Annotated in this window: 17 protein-coding genes and 1 rRNA gene; 12 read left to right on the forward strand and 6 right to left on the reverse strand. The window is 46.1% G+C overall.

Annotated elements, in window-relative coordinates:
* Positions 1 to 81: 81 nt before the first annotated feature.
* From MUN34_RS14935 to MUN34_RS14945, 3 genes are all read right to left on the reverse strand, one after another.
* Positions 82 to 639, reverse strand: coding sequence for a GNAT family N-acetyltransferase (locus MUN34_RS14935; protein WP_114596802.1), 558 nt, complete (start codon positions 637 to 639; stop codon positions 82 to 84).
* A gap of 258 nt (positions 640 to 897) precedes the next feature.
* A complete protein-coding gene (locus MUN34_RS14940; RefSeq protein WP_026829131.1) occupies positions 898 to 2,043 on the reverse strand; it encodes an amidohydrolase in 1,146 nt (381 codons plus the stop codon).
* 15 nt (positions 2,044 to 2,058) lie between these two features.
* A complete protein-coding gene (locus tag MUN34_RS14945) occupies positions 2,059 to 2,967 on the reverse strand; it encodes a TIGR01777 family oxidoreductase (RefSeq protein ID WP_247858204.1) in 909 nt (302 codons plus the stop codon).
* 116 nt (positions 2,968 to 3,083) lie between these two features.
* Between MUN34_RS14945 and MUN34_RS14950 the strand changes: the two genes are divergently transcribed.
* From MUN34_RS14950 to MUN34_RS14970, 5 genes are all read left to right on the forward strand, one after another.
* On the forward strand, positions 3,084 to 3,905 hold the full coding sequence (locus MUN34_RS14950; protein WP_247858205.1) for a RecX family transcriptional regulator: 822 nt from the start codon (positions 3,084 to 3,086) through the stop codon (positions 3,903 to 3,905).
* 346 nt (positions 3,906 to 4,251) lie between these two features.
* Positions 4,252 to 5,979, forward strand: a complete 1,728-nt coding sequence (locus MUN34_RS14955) for an ABC transporter ATP-binding protein (RefSeq protein ID WP_026829128.1) — start codon at positions 4,252 to 4,254, stop codon at positions 5,977 to 5,979.
* A gap of 17 nt (positions 5,980 to 5,996) precedes the next feature.
* A complete protein-coding gene (locus MUN34_RS14960; RefSeq protein ID WP_247858206.1) occupies positions 5,997 to 8,057 on the forward strand; it encodes an ABC transporter ATP-binding protein in 2,061 nt (686 codons plus the stop codon).
* Positions 8,058 to 8,116: 59 nt separating this feature from the next.
* The gene (locus MUN34_RS14965) at positions 8,117 to 8,431 is read left to right on the forward strand and encodes a DUF1811 family protein (protein WP_026829126.1); all 315 of its coding nucleotides are present in this window, start codon (positions 8,117 to 8,119) and stop codon (positions 8,429 to 8,431) included.
* 2 nt (positions 8,432 to 8,433) lie between these two features.
* Positions 8,434 to 8,718, forward strand: a complete 285-nt coding sequence (locus MUN34_RS14970) for a YfhJ family protein (RefSeq protein WP_026829125.1) — start codon at positions 8,434 to 8,436, stop codon at positions 8,716 to 8,718.
* A gap of 52 nt (positions 8,719 to 8,770) precedes the next feature.
* Here MUN34_RS14970 and MUN34_RS14975 read toward each other — a convergent pair whose 3' ends face one another.
* On the reverse strand, positions 8,771 to 9,754 hold the full coding sequence (locus MUN34_RS14975) for a metal-dependent hydrolase (protein ID WP_247858207.1): 984 nt from the start codon (positions 9,752 to 9,754) through the stop codon (positions 8,771 to 8,773).
* A gap of 106 nt (positions 9,755 to 9,860) precedes the next feature.
* Between MUN34_RS14975 and mutY the strand changes: the two genes are divergently transcribed.
* The 4 genes from mutY to MUN34_RS14995 all read left to right on the forward strand — a co-directional run bounded on the left by mutY (position 9,861) and on the right by MUN34_RS14995 (position 13,795).
* Entirely contained in the window at positions 9,861 to 10,877 is a 1,017-nt protein-coding gene (gene mutY, locus MUN34_RS14980; protein WP_026829123.1) for an A/G-specific adenine glycosylase, read from the forward strand.
* Entirely contained in the window at positions 10,877 to 11,302 is a 426-nt protein-coding gene (locus MUN34_RS14985) for an SRPBCC family protein (RefSeq protein ID WP_026829122.1), read from the forward strand. The genes mutY and MUN34_RS14985 overlap by 1 nt, the downstream gene beginning before the upstream one ends.
* A 117-nt stretch (positions 11,303 to 11,419) precedes the next feature.
* On the forward strand, positions 11,420 to 11,962 hold the full coding sequence (gene ntdP / locus MUN34_RS14990; RefSeq protein WP_012369561.1) for a nucleoside tri-diphosphate phosphatase: 543 nt from the start codon (positions 11,420 to 11,422) through the stop codon (positions 11,960 to 11,962).
* A 42-nt stretch (positions 11,963 to 12,004) separates the two neighbouring features.
* A complete protein-coding gene (locus MUN34_RS14995; RefSeq protein WP_247858209.1) occupies positions 12,005 to 13,795 on the forward strand; it encodes an ABC transporter ATP-binding protein in 1,791 nt (596 codons plus the stop codon).
* A 54-nt stretch (positions 13,796 to 13,849) separates the two neighbouring features.
* Here the strand turns inward: MUN34_RS14995 and MUN34_RS15000 are convergent, their stop codons facing one another.
* Positions 13,850 to 15,148: a glutamate-1-semialdehyde 2,1-aminomutase gene (locus MUN34_RS15000; protein WP_247858211.1), complete on the reverse strand. Its 1,299-nt coding sequence runs from the start codon at positions 15,146 to 15,148 to the stop codon at positions 13,850 to 13,852.
* A gap of 174 nt (positions 15,149 to 15,322) precedes the next feature.
* Between MUN34_RS15000 and perR the strand changes: the two genes are divergently transcribed.
* On the forward strand, positions 15,323 to 15,745 hold the full coding sequence (gene perR, locus MUN34_RS15005) for a peroxide-responsive transcriptional repressor PerR (protein WP_251138800.1): 423 nt from the start codon (positions 15,323 to 15,325) through the stop codon (positions 15,743 to 15,745).
* 16 nt (positions 15,746 to 15,761) lie between these two features.
* Here the strand turns inward: perR and MUN34_RS15010 are convergent, their stop codons facing one another.
* On the reverse strand, positions 15,762 to 16,124 hold the full coding sequence (locus MUN34_RS15010) for a DUF2614 family zinc ribbon-containing protein (RefSeq protein WP_012369565.1): 363 nt from the start codon (positions 16,122 to 16,124) through the stop codon (positions 15,762 to 15,764).
* Between the two features lie 134 nt (positions 16,125 to 16,258).
* On the opposite strand from MUN34_RS15010, the gene MUN34_RS15015 reads away from it, so the two are divergent.
* The gene (locus MUN34_RS15015) at positions 16,259 to 17,128 is read left to right on the forward strand and encodes a nucleotidyltransferase-like protein (RefSeq protein ID WP_247858212.1); all 870 of its coding nucleotides are present in this window, start codon (positions 16,259 to 16,261) and stop codon (positions 17,126 to 17,128) included.
* 343 nt (positions 17,129 to 17,471) lie between these two features.
* Positions 17,472 to 17,580 (forward strand): 16S ribosomal RNA (locus tag MUN34_RS15020); the annotation flags it as partial.

The following is a 17,580-nucleotide window of genomic DNA, read 5'->3' on the forward strand; positions in this document are numbered from 1 at the left end:
ATTTTCCTTATTATCATACCATTTGAAGCTTTCGATCCGCATCAAAAGTACGAACAAAAAAGCACAAGAGGCAGGCGCCTCTTATGCTTCGAGTTGTTGTTCGTAGACCGTTTCGAATTCGCGGCCATGGATATACATTTGAAAACTTGATTTTGAGACTTCGTACAACGTGAATTGAGTTTCCCCGGTGTTCAGCTGTTCGAGTAACGCTGGTCGTAATTCATCGGCACAAAAAGCATAAGGCAGTTTTTCCGCTGCTTTTTGTGAACGGATGTTAGTCTTACGAATTTTCATGAAGACACTTTCAAACTCGAGGTCAAAAAATAGTTCTGCAAAGAATGCTTCCTTTGCAAGATTGTTGTAACCTTTCCCATGATACGGTTTACCTAACCATGTACCGAGAAACCCATACTGTCCTTCGATATCGAGTAAACTGATTGTACCGATTGGTTGGTCAAATTCGTCTAGGATTGTGCGCGAGACAAGCTCACCGCGCTCTTCCTCTTCGATTGCCTGCTTTGTAGTAAACAGAAATTCATCAAAGTACCGTGTTTTTTGGCGGACGTACGGATATACGTCTTGATGCTGCATCAGTTCGAACAAATCAGCGCAGTCGCTCAGCTCCCGTTGCTTGAGCATACTTCCATTCCTCCTTCTTAAGACCGCTAGAATGATTGTCGAAAGCTACCTGTCTGACTCGTTTGAACCGCGCATGGTATGCCTTCTTCAGTTGTCGGATAAGATAATATTACCTTCTTTTTTTAAAAAAGCAAGAAAATAATTTTTGTGAAAAAACATACGAAAATAAGACATTTCCTGCAAACGAAAAAGCCTCATTTTCATAAAGAAAAAAGCCTATGATTTTCAACGGATTTCCGTTAAAATCATAGGCTTTTTTTAAGACATCGATGTCAGATGGGTATGTTCAAAAACTACTTTTCCGTCAATCATCGTCATCAAAGGCTTTGCGAGGTAGTCAAGCGGGAAGTGGCTCCAAAGGACAAGATCGGCATCTTTTCCGACTTCGATGGAACCGACACGATCCGCAACGCCAATCGAACGGGCGGGATTAATCGTGATGGCACGAAGCGCGATATCGACAGGCAGTCCTTCACGAGCGGCAAGACCGGCACATAAATTTAAATATTGAACCGGTGTATATGGATGATCCGTTGTGATTGATACTTCAAGATCATGTTCATGCAGAACACGGTATGTTTCCCACGTTTTGTTTTTAAGTTCGATTTTTGACTTTCGTGTAAATGTCGGACCAACTGTGACATGTTCGATCGGTAATTGTTGCAGTTCTTTGGCAACGAGATGACCTTCTGTACAATGTTCGATTCGGACATCGAGATCAAACTCTTCGGCAAAACGAATCGCTGATAAAATATCGTCGGCCCGGTGGGCGTGGACACGGAGCGGCATTTCTTTTTTGAGCACCCGTTCAATCATCCGGTGCGCAAATGTATCTGCTGTCCGTTGCATCTTCACTTCAAGGAAGGCTTCCCGCAACATGCCCATGATTCCCATTCGTGTCAATTCACCGGCACGACCGGCACTATGGACACGCTTTGGATTTTCTCCAAGCGCAATTTTTAATCCGGCATATTTCCGTAAAATCATATCATCGATGAACCGGCCGTGTGTCTTGATGACACTCGTGACACCACCGATGATATTCATGCTGCCCGGCATGACTTGCACCGTCGTGACACCATGTTCGATCGCTTCTTTGAATCCTTCATCGAGCGGATACACACCGTCAATTGCCCGCAAGTGGGGCGTCATCGCGAAAATGGTTTCGTTGGCATCGTTTCCGACTGTACCAGTTCCTTCATCATACAAACCGAGATGGGTGTGGGCATCGATGAAACCGGGAAGCAAGAAACGACCTTCCGCTTCGATGACACGTTCGTTGTCTTCTGCATCCAGCAATTCATTGATTTCATGAATCTTTCCATCTTTGATTCGGATATCACCATAAAAATTATCTGATGTGATGGGAAAGATATGTGCATTACGTATTAAAACATCCAACATTGTTCAACCCCTGTATTAGTTTGTGTGCTCGAGATTCTGCAGTGCATCTTTTAGTTCAGCATACCGAAATTTGTAGCCGTTTTCGAGAGCTTTTTTTGGAATGACACGGGCACCTTCGAGAACGATGACACTTTTTTCTCCGAGAGCGAGCTCGAGTGCGAAGCGTGGAGCCGGCAACCAGTGCGGACGGCGCAACACTTTTCCGATCGTTTGACCAAACCGGCGCATCGTTTCCGGATGAGGGGCTGTAATGTTGAGCGGACCGTTGACAGACGGTGTCGTCAGTGCGAACAGGAACAGTTCGACAAGATCGTCGATATGGACCCAGGAAACCCATTGTTTCCCGTCGCCCATCGTGCCGCCGCCGAATAATGTATACGGCAGGCGCATCAATGGATAAGCACCGCCTTCTGTACTGAGGACGACGCCAATCCGTGGGTGGACCAGACGCACACCGCTGTCGGCAATCGGTTGAGCGAGATTTTCCCATGCGACGCAGACATGACTGAGAAAGTCAGCAGTCGGGGGGATAGTCGTTTCTTCCGTAAACGTTTGATGGCGGTCCTGACCGTAAATTCCGACGGCAGAAGCCGATAAGACGACATCCGGTTTTGAATCGAGGGCCTGAATAATCCGGACGAGTTCTTTCGTCGAATCAATCCGGCTTTCAAGAATCACTCGTTTCCGTTCTTCCGTCCAACGCCCTTCATTGATGGAAGCACCTGCTAAATGGATGAAGGCATTCACATCATTCAATTCCTGTTCGGGTGTCGCTGTATCCGTCAACCATTCGACGTAGGAGACAGCACCTTCTGTTGCCTTCGGTGAACGGGTTAAAATGACAATCTGATGGCCTTCATTAAGTAATCGTTTCGTTAGTGCCTGTCCAATCATTCCGGTTCCGCCTGTAATCGCGATTTTCATACATAAGTCATCCTCTCTATATTAATACTTGTACATATGTTCCCGTTTGTCCATTTCACTCAAACCTCATTCAACATGTTATCGTTGCAAGAGAAGATGAAAAAGGAGGAACCGACTTGAAAATCACACGGATTTCAACCCAAAAAAAAAATACGGAACGCTTTAATATCTACATTGAGCGTGAAGGTAAGGAAGAATATGCGTTTGCCGTCGATGCCGATATCCTAATCAAATACAATCTGCAACGGGATAAAGAGCTGGATGATGATTTCGTCAAGGAAGTGCTGACGGCGGAAGAACAACAAAAAGCGTACCGCTTATCACTCAATCATCTGTCATACCGGATGCGTGCGACGAGCGAAGTGGAATCGTATTTGATCGAAAAAGAGACGCCGGAACATGCCGTCAAGCATGCCATCAAACGATTGACCGACCAAAAGTATTTGAATGATCAACAGTTCGCATTGGCCTACACAGCAACAAAAAAGGCGACGACACCGCAAGGACCTGGTAAAATCCGCCGGGACTTAGAAGCGCTGAAGATTTCGAAAAAGTACATCGACGAAGCCCTTGAAGAATTCACAGAAGAAGAAGAGCTTGAAAAAGTGTTGAAGTTTCTCCGGCAAAAACAAAAAGAACTGGCCCGCCGATCGGTTCGGGAACTAAAGCAGAAACTGCAACAAACACTGATGCAACGCGGATTTTCACCGGAGGTCTCGAAGCTCGGGATTCAACAAGTGTTCGAAGAGGTCGAAGCGGACACAGAAGAATCTGCCGCTTTGTACCAGGCACGAAAATATTATCCGAAGTATCGGAATCTCGAACCGTTCGCCCGGGTTCAAAAAACACAACAAGCATTGGTTCGAAAAGGATTTCCGTATGCACTCGTTTCGGAAGTGATCGAACAGGTCAAGCAGGAGGAAGCGGACGGGATATAAGTTTTCGCTTCATTTTAAAAGATTAGACACAAAATTGACAATTGTTCGATAATTATGCTATCCTACGCACAGATTAAGAAAAGGAGGAACCGTCACATGAAACAGCCAATTGTAAACGCACTTATTAAACAGCTGAATATGGCGGAGACTCTCGAACTCGTATAAACACTACATTCAGTGTGCGATTGACAGGGAATCCGTTCCCCGAGCACGCAGACCATATCGTCGATTCAAATCGTCTTTAGAAAGGCAGATTGATTCTCGGACTGCTCCGGAAATCCGTCTGCCTTTTTTGCGTGCTTGGAAACGTGTAACACCATTATGAACGACAAAGGGGGGAACCATCGTGCGATTATTTCGCCAACTCAGTTGGTTTCTGAAGGAACATAAAAAATCGTATTTGATTGCCGTGTTACTGCTGATTGTGACCGGCTTCATCGACTTGACACCACCATGGTTGATCGGAAAAGTGATTGACGGACTGCGTTCCGGATCCATGGACCGGACGACTTTGATTCAGTATGTGGTAGGTCTGACCGTTATTTCCATTACGTCCTTTATTCTGACGTACTTGTGGCTTGCGAAATTATTCGGAACGGCCTTTTTACTCGAACGGACGTTGCGCAGCCAATTCTTTACGCATTTATTAAAGTTGACGCCAACTTTTTACCAACGCAATCGGACCGGGGATTTGATGGCGCTTGCGACCAATGACTTGAAGGCAGTGGAACGGACAGCCGGTTTTGGTGTCTTGACACTCGTCGACTCGTTAAACATGACGGCCATTACACTCGTTGTCATGGGAGTAGCAATCGATTGGAAACTGACACTTGCGGCATTGTTGCCGATGCCGATTCTTGCTTACGCAATGAATAAACTCGGCAGTCAGATTCATGGACGGTTCATGACGGCACAGGATGCGTTTGGCACGATGAATGACCAAGTCGTGGAATCGATTTCCGGACTGCGGGTCATTCGCTCATTCGTTCAGGAAGACATCGATGTCAAAAAATTTGATGCTGTGACGAGCGATGTGTTTGATAAAAACATGCATGTCGCCAAAATTGATGTCTTATTCGAGCCGATTATCAAATTACTCGTCGGAATCAGTTATTTGATCGGCTTATCGTTTGGGACCTATCTCGTCTTCACGAACGACATCACGCTTGGACAACTCGTCGCCTTCAACATTTATCTCGGGATGTTGATTTGGCCGATGTATGCCTTCGGGGAATTGATCAACGTCATCCAGCGCGGAACAGCGAGTCTTGATCGTCTACAAGCGACGATGCGGGTCAAACCGTTGATTACGTCGACACCGGTCGCAGATGTTGCTATTCCAGAAACGATTGTCCTATCTGATTTGACGTTTACGTATCCGGGAACGAAACAGCCCGCCTTACGCGATATTAACGTGACAATCGAACAAGGCAAGACAATCGGGATCGTCGGTCCGACCGGCGCCGGCAAAACGACGTTGTTACGACAGTTTTTACGCGAATATCCGCTTGGGCGCGAGATGCTGCAAGTCAACGGGATTCCGTATGAAGATGTCGCCCTGGAGACGGTCCGTGGCTGGACCGGTTATGTCTCACAAGAACATCTCTTATTCTCGAAAACAGTGCGGGACAACATCCTTTTCGGAGCCGGAACGGCAACGGAAGACGAACTGCAAGAAGCGATTCGTCTCGCTTCGTTCACGACAGATATCACGATGCTCGATCAAGGTCTTGAGACGTTGGTCGGCGAACGTGGTGTCACGTTATCCGGTGGACAAAAACAACGGCTCTCGATCGCCCGGGCAATGTTGAAAAAACCAAAATTATTATTGCTCGACGATTCGTTATCCGCGGTCGATGCGAAAACCGAGTCGCACATCATTGAAGCGATTCGAACCAATCGCGAGCAAGCTACGACATTGATTGTCGCGCACCGTCTGTCTGCTGTTGCCCATGCGGACGAAATCCTTGTCCTGCAGGACGGTCAAGTAACGGAACGGGGCACGCACGAACAGTTGATGGACTATAAAGGATGGTATGCCGAACAGTTCGAACGGCAAAGTGAAGAAACGTAAGGTAGGAGGTGTCGAACGTGAAGGAAGAAGAATTATATGTATTAGATCCTGTTCGTCGGAAAACGACGATTCGATCACTTGTCCGTTATGCGATGTATGAAAAACAAGCGATTTTCCTAGGATTGTTTCTATTGATTTTGGCAGTCGGAGCGGAGTTGACCGGACCTTATATTGCGAAAGTCATCATCGATGAGCATATTGTCGCGATTGAAAAGGACTGGGTTGAAGTGAAAGATGGAGGACGGGTCGAGTATGACGGGCGTCAGTTTGCGAAGAAGCAGGACGTTCCGTCTTCTGCTATCATTCAATCCATTTCGATTGTCCAGTCAAAAGAGGGTTATTATTTTGTACCGAAACAAGTCGTGAGCGGTGGCGAACGCAGTGTGACCGATGGAACGTTGACCGTCACGCGTGGCGATGAGACGTTTCGTTATCCGGGCGTCGCAAAGCTGACGCAAGGACAAGTGTATGATTTTTATGCTTCTGACTTAAAAGCAGTCGGCTGGCTGTCGTTGATGTATATCATCTTGCTGTTAATCGCAGCCGGTCTAAACTGGGTCCAACAAATCCTGCTTCAGCGATCGGCACATAAAATCGTCAAACGGATGCGGCTCGATGTCTTTACACATTTACAACGGTTGCCGGTCCGCTATTTTGATCAGACACCGATCGGGAAGATTGTCAGTCGTGTGACGAACGATACAGAAACGATCCGTGATTTGTATTTGGGTGTGTTGGCACGGGTCTTTTCAGGACTGATTACGATGGCAGGAATTTTAGTAGCAATGTTTTTCCTCGATGTCCGTTTGGGATTAGTTTCGTTGCTGATTATCCCGATCGTCTACTTTTGGATTCAGTTGTTCCAGAAGCTCGCGACGGAAAATAACTTCAAAGTCCGGTCGCTTGTCGCTGATATGAATGGTCAATTGAACGAGAATATCCAAACGATGCCGATCATTCAAGCGTATGCGCGGGAAAAAGAAGTATTGGCGGAATTTGAGCAGAAAAATGAAGAGAACTATCAAACCCGTTCCAAGTTATTACGGCTCGATGCTTTAATGTCGCATAACTTATCGTATTTCTTAAAAAACCTGACACTTGCTTTGTTAATTTGGGTCGTTGCCGGAAAAAGTCTGACCGACGGGACGTTTTTGTCGCTCGGTATCTTATATGCCTACATCGATTATGTCTCCCGTCTCTTTGAACCGGTGACGCAAATCATGAATCAACTGTCGCCGCTGCAACAAGCACTCGTTTCGGCAGACCGGATGTTCCAACTGCTAGACGAAAAAGGAGAAGATGTCGGAAAAGGACGGTTACCGCGTTTCGCCGGTCGCGTGGAATTCAAGAAGGTCGGCTTCAGTTATGACCCGGGTCACCCTGTCCTGCAAGAAATCGAAATTGATGCCCGTCCCGGGGCGACAATCGCCCTCGTCGGACATACGGGCAGCGGGAAAAGTTCAATCATGAATCTGCTGATGCGTTTTTATGATCCGTCATCCGGTCAATTATTGATTGATGGAACAGACGTCACATCGCTTCCGAAACAGGCAGTTCGTGACCACATGGGCATCGTCCTGCAGGATCCGTTTTTATTCACCGGAACGATTCGATCGAACATTACGCTCGGTAATCCAATGATTTCCGAAGAACGGATTCGGGAAGCGATTGTCGCTGTAGGAGCAGACCGATTCATTGACCGCCTTCCTAAGGGGCTGGACGAACCGGTCATCGAAAAAGGAGCGACCTTATCTGCCGGTGAACGGCAGTTGATCAGCTTTGCCCGGGCGCTGGCGTTTGATCCGGCCATTTTAGTCCTCGATGAGGCGACAGCGAGTGTCGATTCTGAGACGGAAGCCATGATTCAGGACGCGTTATTGACGTTGACGAAAGGACGAACGACATTCATTATCGCCCATCGCTTGTCAACAATCAAAGACGCCGACGAAATCATCGTTCTCGACCGGGGACGGATTGCCGAACGCGGTACGCATGATGAGTTACTCAAAAAACAAAAAATCTATTCCAAAATGTATGCGTTGCAAAGTAAACGCAATCTCGAGCTGAAATCAAGCTAACTCCATCATTTTTCTTCCTCTTTTCGTATATACTAATGACGAAGAGGGGGAGTTTTTTTATGGAGACACGTATGAGTCAGTTATCAAAATATGAGTTAGAGATGCTCGTGACGAAATTGAATGAGCAGAAACGTAAAGCGGAGCAACACGGCAACATGAGTGAAGTCGAGGTCATTATCCGCAAGATTGCAATCGCCCAAAGTTACTTAGTTGACGCTAGCCGGTTTGAGACGGGTCGTTTTTACCGGATTGCCGGGGAAGAGGCACGATTCGAACTTCATTTCGTCAACGGTGTGATGGGCTGGGGGCATTTTGAGGGGACTGTCAACGAAGTGGCGATTCCGCTCGCTTTAATTCAGGAAGAGGAGATATGACAATGGATCAAAATCGTTCAGAAGCATTAAAAGGATTAGCGGAAGAATTGCAGGGAGTCAACGAAACGCTGACGCCGCTTGAGGCCTTGACGTGGGTCGAAGTCTTATGGGAAGATTTCGAAGCAACACTGGCAAGAGCGGGAGAAAAATACCAAGGAGAAGCAGTTGCTGTTCGTTTTGTTCAGCAACAAATCAAGCAACATGGACCGATGCTTCACCGTTTCAATACAACAAATGAGAAGTTCAAGCATTTGATGATTGGGCGCGACGACCAGTCAGTCAATTAAAAAAGGACTCGCGGTTCGGAAGGGTGTCTTCCGAGCATGGCGAGTCCTTTCTTTATAAAGCCGGTACGACCAATTTTTTTTGTAACGTCCGTTCACTGAAGACCCATCCTGTATAGGAGCTGACGATTTGACGCGACGTCGCATTAATCCGGACGACAGCAACGAACGGATAAACTTCTTTCGTGAAGTAACGTAAATTCGTGAAACGGTATTCAACGATTCCGTCTTTTCGGGAAACGGTGTACGTATGAATTTTCGAGAACTCAAGAAAAGCTTGTAGATCAGCGTTCTCTTTAACGATGTCATACAGTTCATCACCATGCGGTTCATTTTTGATCCGGAAATTGCCGCATTCCACGACGGTACCGGAATTGATTTTAACAACCGCATATTCATTCCGGAGACGTGCTGCGACATGCCATTCATCCCATTTCATGCCGGGTGAGATGAACAGTTTGTGAGCACCGCCATAATAACGGGCTGCCGTTGCCAGGGCATCGTTTCGCAATTTGAACTGCACCGCGTAATAAATGATGACGATCGCAATCAAAATCGGGAAGATTACAATTGTTGCACGGGTCAATAACCAAATGCCGAACGCGCCGTAATACATCGTAAACAGATAGGGATCAAACGTATTGATGACACCCCAACCAATCCAGGTTTTCTTAAAGGGGTGGAGCGCCTGCGTGCCGTAAGCATTAAACAGATCGACGAAGACATGAAGGGCGACAGCAATCTGTGCCATCAGCCATAATGAAGTAGGCGGAACGCCAAACAGGGCGCCGATGACGATCGACAGCAGTAATGGCCAGGCAATTAAAGCGATTAAGCCGTGGGATTTACCACGGTGTTGTCTCAGGTAGGCACTGTTACCTTTAAATTTAAATACAGTATCAAAGTCTGGAGCATGGGAACCGACCAACGCCGTCGTCGTAACAGCCGCAAACAGCGTAGCGCTTGCAGCGACATCCGGTTCAAGTGTGGAAATGGCGGCGAGGCAAAGTCCCATTCCGATATGCGTTCCAGTATCCAATGCGAATTCGCTCCTTATCAAAGTATTCGGGATCATAAAAAACGTAAATTGATTTTAAGGTTAATTGAACTTACTATAACGTATCAAATAGAAAAGAGGTAATATTTTGACTCTTGTTACAGAATATTTCACAAACTTTAATAAACGGCATTTTACAACGGAATTGGTCGAGTGGTTTTTACGTGAACAACGACAGTTGCCGTGGCGTGAAACGAAAAATCCCTATCATATTTGGATCAGTGAGATCATGTTGCAACAAACGCGGGTCGATACGGTAATTCCTTATTACCACCGCTTCACGGAACGTTTTCCGACCCCTCAGGATTTAGCAGCAGCCGAACAAAGTGAAGTTTTAAAATATTGGGAAGGCTTAGGGTACTATTCCCGGGTTAAGAACCTTCAAATCGCAGTTCAGGAAGTTGTTGAAAAATATGATGGAATCGTACCGGACGAAAAAGAACGGTTTGAAAGTTTAAGGGGGGTCGGTCCCTATACGACCGGTGCTGTTCTTTCGATTGCTTACGGTCATCCGGAACCGGCTGTTGACGGGAATGTCATGCGTGTACTGTCGCGGGTCCTCGGAATTTATGACGACATTGCGGCACCAAAAACACGAAAAGTCTTTGAAGCGGCTGTTCACGAACTGATTGATCATGCGGATCCGTCAAGTTTTAATCAAGGATTGATGGAACTCGGCGCGATGGTCTGTACACCCAAATCACCGATGTGCGGACTGTGCCCGGTCAATGATATCTGCTTTGCTTACGACCGGTCCGTTCAAGCAGAACTTCCCGTCAAAACTAAAAAAGGTAAAACTCAGACGATTCAGTATGACGCCCTTGTCTATGAAGAAAATGGACAAGTCGCAGTCATGCAACGCCCGGATACAGGACTTTTAGCCGGTATGTGGCAATATCCTTTGGTCGAATCGACGGAAGAACAGCTGGGAATCCGTGTCGGCAGTATCAAACATATCTTTTCACACCGGATTTGGGACATTACGGTGTATCGTGTTGCGACACAACCGGAAGGAACTGTTCTGATGGATGAACAGACATATGAAAAACAGCCGATTTCCGTTGCCCAGATGAAAATTGATCGTTTATTAAAGGAGGAACTTTAATGGATCATTTTTATACAGAAACGAAAGTGCCAGCGACGAAGGAACAAGCTTGGTCCTTTTTAAGTGATGCAAAAGCCTTAACCGGAATGACGACGTTCCCGAAAGTGCAGACGACGGGAGATACACGGACATATGCCGGCAATACGATTCAGCTGAAGGTCGGTCTTCCGCCGATTTTTGTGAAGTGGGATTCGATCATTCCGATGGTCGGAAGCGATTTGTTTGTGGATGTCGGTATCAAAGTTCCGTTTCCCTTTACGGCCTGGTGTCATGTTCACCGTGTGGAAGAACGGTCGGACGGCATCTACATGATTGATGACTTGGTTTATAAGTCGTATTTACCAAAATGGGTGGTGGATGGATTTATTCTGAAACCGATGTTTCAGCAACGGAAACAGGCGATTTTACATCATTTTTCAAGTTAAATACCAGTCATTTTCCTGAAAAAGTAGCCTTTCGTTTTTCATGTGTTCTGAAAATGGGTATAATAAGCACGAGAGTATAGAAAAAACTGAATAAAAAGCTTCAGAAAGGAGTAGCACATGAGTCGATTCCCAAAAGAAAGTAGCAAGATTGAGATTCAAAGTTTCAAACATAACGGCAGCTTACACAGAGTTTGGGAAGAAACGCTCGTGCTTAAATCGACGGAAGAAGAATTGATTGGATTCAATGACCGGATCATGGTCAGTGAATCGGATGGTCGTCAGTGGCGGACACGAGAACCCGCAATTTGTTATTTTTCGACAGAACTCTGGTTTAATGTAATTTGTATGATCCGTGAAGACGGAATCTACTATTACTGCAACTTAGGGTCACCTTCGACGTTTGATGAAAAGGATCGAGCAGTCAAGTACATTGATTATGATTTAGATATCAAAGTCTATCCGGACATGTCTTACATGATTTTGGATGAGGACGAGTACGAGAAACATCGCCGGGAGATGAACTATCCGAAAGCGATTGATCGTATTCTGAAGGACAACGTTCAGATTTTGATTCAATGGATCCGCAGTCGCAAGGGTCCATTCAATCCAGCTTTCGTGGAAACGTGGTATCGTGAATACGAAACAAGATATCGGAGATGATGGTTCGCCATCGTCTTTTTTTAGTGGAAAGAAGGGAAACACATGGGTAAAACGAAACAAAAGCAATTAAAAAAGAAGGGCTCCATCCGGCGGTACATGGAATTCGTCAAACCGTATAAAAAACAAATTCTCTTAACGGTGTTCGTCGGAATCATCAAATTCTCGATTCCGTTAGGATTGCCGCTTCTTTACAAGTACATTATTGACAATCTTCTTGACGAGTCGACCACTGTTCCTTTGGCGGAACGCAGTAAAGAGTTGGCGTATTTGATCGGAGCCGGATTCTTCGTCTTTCTTGTCGTCAAACCACCGCTTGAGTATATCCGGCAATACCTTGCCCAGTGGTCCGCTTCGAAAATTTTATTTGATGTCCGGAATCGACTGTTTGATCATGTTCAGAAATTATCACTTCGGTTTTATTCGAATTCTAAAACAGGTGAGGTCATCTCACGGATCATTAATGATGTCGAACAAACAAAAGACTTTGTCGTGACCGGTTTAATGAACTTGTGGCTCGATATGATTACGATTTTGATTGCGATTGCCATCATGTGGACGATTGATCCAAAGCTGACACTCGTCGCCATCATTCCGTTGCCGTTTTATGCGCTTGCCGTGAAATTTTTCTATGGTCGGCTTCGCAGTCTGACGCGTGACCGGTCCGCGGCACTGGCTGAACTGCAAGGTCACTTGACGGAACGGGTCAACGGAATGGCAGTCATCCGCAGCTTTGCGCTTGAGCCCCATGAAAATAAGGCGTTTAAGAAACAAAACGATGGTTTCTTGACGGCAGCATTACGCCAAACGAACTGGAATGCCCGGACGTACGTCGTCGTTTCGACGATTACCGATTTTGCACCGATTTTGATTTTCGGAGCAGCGGCCTTCCTTGTCTTGAACGGTCAAGAATCACTTGGGACGATGGTGGCCTTCATCGCTTACATCGATCGTCTGTACGCACCGCTCGGTCGTCTCGTGAACTCTTCGACGACACTGACTCAGTCGATTGCCTCGATGGACCGGATGTTTGAATTCCTGGATGAGCCGTATGACATTACGGAAAAAGCCAATGCGAAAAATCCGGTTACTGTCAAAGGGAACGTCCAGTTTGAAAATATCAGCTTCTCCTACGAAGAAGGCGGTGAACGGGCGATTGACCGGTTGACGCTTGATGTTCAGGCCGGAGAACGGATTGCCTTCGTTGGGATGTCGGGCGGCGGGAAATCAACGCTGGTCAGTCTGATTCCTCGTTTTTACGACGTGTCATCAGGGCGAATCACGCTTGACGGCGTCGACATTCGTGATTTGAAGTTACGTGGTCTTCGCGATCAAATCGGTATGGTCATGCAAGAATCGATTCTGTTCAGTGAATCGGTCGAAATGAACATTAAGATGGGAAATCCCGAGGCGACGGATGAAGAGGTGGTCGCGGCAGCGAAAGCGGCCAATGCCCATGAGTTCATCGAACGTTTGGCGGACGGCTATAAAACACCGGTCGGCGAACGGGGTGTCAAATTATCTGGCGGACAAAAACAACGTCTGGCAATTGCCCGGGTATTCCTCAAAAATCCACCGATTTTGATTTTGGATGAAGCGACGAGTGCACTTGATTTGGAAAGTGAATCGATGATTCAAGATTCGCTTGCCCGTCTCGCGAAAGGACGGACGACGTTTACTGTCGCCCACCGTCTCTCGACCATCACCGATGCTGATAAAATCGTCGTCATTGAAAACGGTCAGATCACGGAAATGGGACGTCATGAAGAATTGATGCGAAAACGTGGCGCCTATTTTGAACTGTATGCGATTCAAAACCTAGAGCTCGTTGAATGATAAAAGGCTGTTCCGAAAAAACGGAACAGCCTTTTATATAGAGAGAGTAATTGTTTACAGTTGGGCGAAAGCACGGTTGACAGCAACAATCGTTTCGTCAATGTCTGTTTCTGTGTGGGCCGTCGTCAAGAACCAAGCTTCATATTTAGAAGGAGCGAGGTTGATGCCTTGCTCGAGCATTAATTTGAAGAAACGACCGAACATTTCACTGTCTGCACGTTCGGCACCTAAATAGTCGATGACTGTTTCGTCCGTGAAGTAGACCGTCAATGCACCTTTAAGACGGTTGATGGTAATCGTGATGTCATGAGTGTCAGCGGCTTTTAGGATCCCTTGTTCGAGTTTTGCACCGAGACGGTCGAATTCTTCGTACACACCAGGCTGTTCCAACAACTCGAGGCAGGCGATTCCAGCTGCCATCGAAGCTGGATTTCCGGCCATCGTACCTGCTTGATAAGCAGGACCAAGTGGTGCAACATGTTCCATGATTTCTTGGCGACCGCCATATGCACCAATCGGCAGACCTCCACCAATGATTTTCCCAAGCGCTGTCATGTCCGGGCGGATGTTCAGAAGTTCTTGTGCACTACCGTACATGAAACGGAAAGCAGTGATGACCTCATCGTAGATGACGAGCGCACCATGTTCGTGGGTGATTTCATTGATCGCTTCGAGGAAACCGGGTTGCGGTTCGACGATTCCGAAGTTCCCGACAATCGGTTCGACGAGAACACAGGCAACTTGATCGCCCCATTCTGCCATGATTTGACGGTAAGACTCGATATCGTTGAACGGTGTCGTAATGACTTCTTTGGCTGTCGCTTTTGTGACACCAGCCGAATCAGGTGAACCGAGTGTTGCAGGACCGCTACCGGCTGCAATCAGCATTAGGTCTGAGTGACCATGGTAGCAACCGCTGAATTTAACGACAAGTTCACGTCCTGTATAGGCACGGGCAACGCGGATCGTCGTCATGACGGCCTCCGTTCCGGAGTTTGTGAAACGAACCTTTTCTAAAGAAGGAATCGCTTGTTGGAGTTTGTGGGCAAAATCGATTTCCAGACGATGGGGTGTCCCGTACAGTAAGCCGTTTTTTGAAGCGTTCGTGATCGCCTCCGTAATATGTGGATGACCGTGACCGGTGATGATCGGACCGTAAGCTGCTAAGTAATCGATGTAACGATTGCCGTCGACATCATAGAAGTAAGCTCCTTCTCCACGCTCCATATAAACGGGAGCACCGCCTCCTACTGCTTTATAAGAGCGGGATGGGCTGTTCACACCTCCGACGATACATTGTTGTGCTACTTCATATAATGCTTCGGAAGTTGGGCGATTTGCATGAGTTGACATGATGATTCCTCCAATCATTGATACGTGAAAAATATCACGATATGATTGTATCATGTCCGTCAAACGTGGAGCAGAGCCGTTGACGGACAGAGAGAATGTAGGTAGACTAATTATAAAGATTACAATCTAATAATCAATGAAAGATAGAAATGAGGGGATGACGTGGCGAACGAAATGCTAGATGATGCAGTACGCTCTTTACGTGAATCAGGCGTTCGGATGACACCACAACGTCATGCGATTTTGGAATATTTAACGACGGGACATACCCATCCGACGGCAGATGAAATTTATCGTGCGCTCGAACATCGTTTTCCAAATATGAGTGTGGCGACAGTTTATAATAATCTACGGGTTTTCCGGGAAAAAGGAATCGTAGAAGAGATGAATTATGGAGATGCTTCAAGTCGTTTTGATTTCGTTACGACACGTCATTACCATATGATTTGCGAAGGATGCGGGAAAATCGTTGACTTCAATTATCCTGTCTTAGATGACGTCGAGACAGTTGCGGCGCATTTAACAGGATTTAAAGTAGACCGTCATCGTCTTGAGGTTTATGGGACTTGTCCCGAATGTCAATCAAACGTGCATTAAAAAAACGAGCTTCCTTTTAGCGGGGAGCTCGTTTACTGTGTTTATTGTATTTTTCATCAAATTCTTTTCCTTCAAGGTTACGATCCATCGTCAAAGGCTCGTCACAGTGCATACATAAATCAACTCGCCCGAGGACTTTCGTTTCTTTGCCGCAGTTTGGGCAGGTGACGACGGCCGCTTTCGTCGAAGTGAGTCCGATCAAGAAATAAAGCGCCGTACTGGCGAGGACCATGACAAACCCGACGAGCATTAGGATGACCATGATGATTTCGAATTGTTTTAACAAAAGACCGCCGTACATGACAAGCATTCCACCAAACACAAGGAACATTGCCAAGTTACGGGCACGGTTTATTTTATTCTTACGTTGTTTTTTCACATGAATTCCCCCTGTAGTCAGTCTAGCATATTGTTGGATCGAGTCAGAAGCAGGAACGATTGATTTTTTGTCGAAAATGGTAACGGACGAATGATCAGAGTAACGAGTATGGAGTAGAGAAGGGTGAGAAGGAAATGGAACAAGCAACACGAACGATCTATTCAGAATATGCAGCTTATCCGGAGACGCAAGGAATCATCTCCGTTGAGAAAAGGCAACCGAGAGACTCTTTGACCGATCAATTTGATGTTTTACTTTTAGTGATTACCCGAGACTCTTCTATCGAATGGACAGTGAAACACTATCGTTTGGATACATTGCGGGTTTCATTACATCTTGTGCATGAACAAGTTCTTTCCCGCTGGTTGATTTTAAATGCGAATCGCCGTGCTGTCCATTGGGTGTCGGAAGGGACCATCATTTTTGAGCGAAATGACTATTTAACGGATTTGAAAAAACAACTTCTCAATTTCCCGGAAACGGAACGATGTTTACAAATGTCGCTGTCATTCGCAAAATTATTGCGTCGTTTTCAGGACGGAAGGAATCTGTTCAGTCGCGGAAATTATTATGATGCCTATACGCACGTTCATCATGCGCTACATCATTTGGCCCGGTTGTCCGTATTGGAAAAGGGAGCGCATCCGGAAGTTGTCGTTTGGGAACAGGCACGACTGGACGATCCGGATGTCTATAAATTATATGAACAACTCTTGTTAAGTGAAGAAACATTAGAACAACGGATTCATTTAGCGCTGATCGGACTAGAACATTTATTGCAATCGAAAGTGTTGTCCGGTGGCAGATACTTATTCGAAGTCATGCGAGAACACAATTATCCTTGGACGATGCAAGAGTTGATGGAAGAAAGCCGTTTGGCAGAATTGAAGGTTGATTTAGGCAGTTTGATTGATTTCTTCATTCGGAAAGGGTTGGTCAGGATTTCGTACCAACGCACAAAAGGACTTGGTGTTGAACTCGTGACATATGAACCGGTCGTTTGATAGACCGGTTTTTTTTGTTTTAAAAATAAAAATAGAACTAGCATATATAGAAGGAAAAAATAATAACAAGAAAAATGATGAAAAAGCATTGACGTTATTATCTCGAGATAGTATATTAATACATGTCGACAGGCACACGCCATTGACGCGATGAAAAAAACAAGAAAAAAAACGGTTGACGAATAAGTTATTCCGTGATATCTTATTAAAGTCGCTGAAAACGACACGACGAACTTTGAAAACTGAACGATGAGGCAAAAAACGTATCTTCGGATACAAACAATGAATGAAGCGCAAGCTTCGTCAACGTGACTTCGGTCACAAAAACGAGCAAGTCAAACACTTTATGGAGAGTTTGATCCTGGCTCAGGACGAACGCTGGCGGCGTGCCTAATACATGCAAGTCGAGCGCAGGAAGCTCACGGAACTCTTCGGAGGGAAGTGAAGGGAAT

This window comes from Exiguobacterium sp. 17-1, from assembly GCF_023096305.1.
Classification (GTDB): domain Bacteria; phylum Bacillota; class Bacilli; order Exiguobacteriales; family Exiguobacteriaceae; genus Exiguobacterium_A; species Exiguobacterium_A sibiricum_A.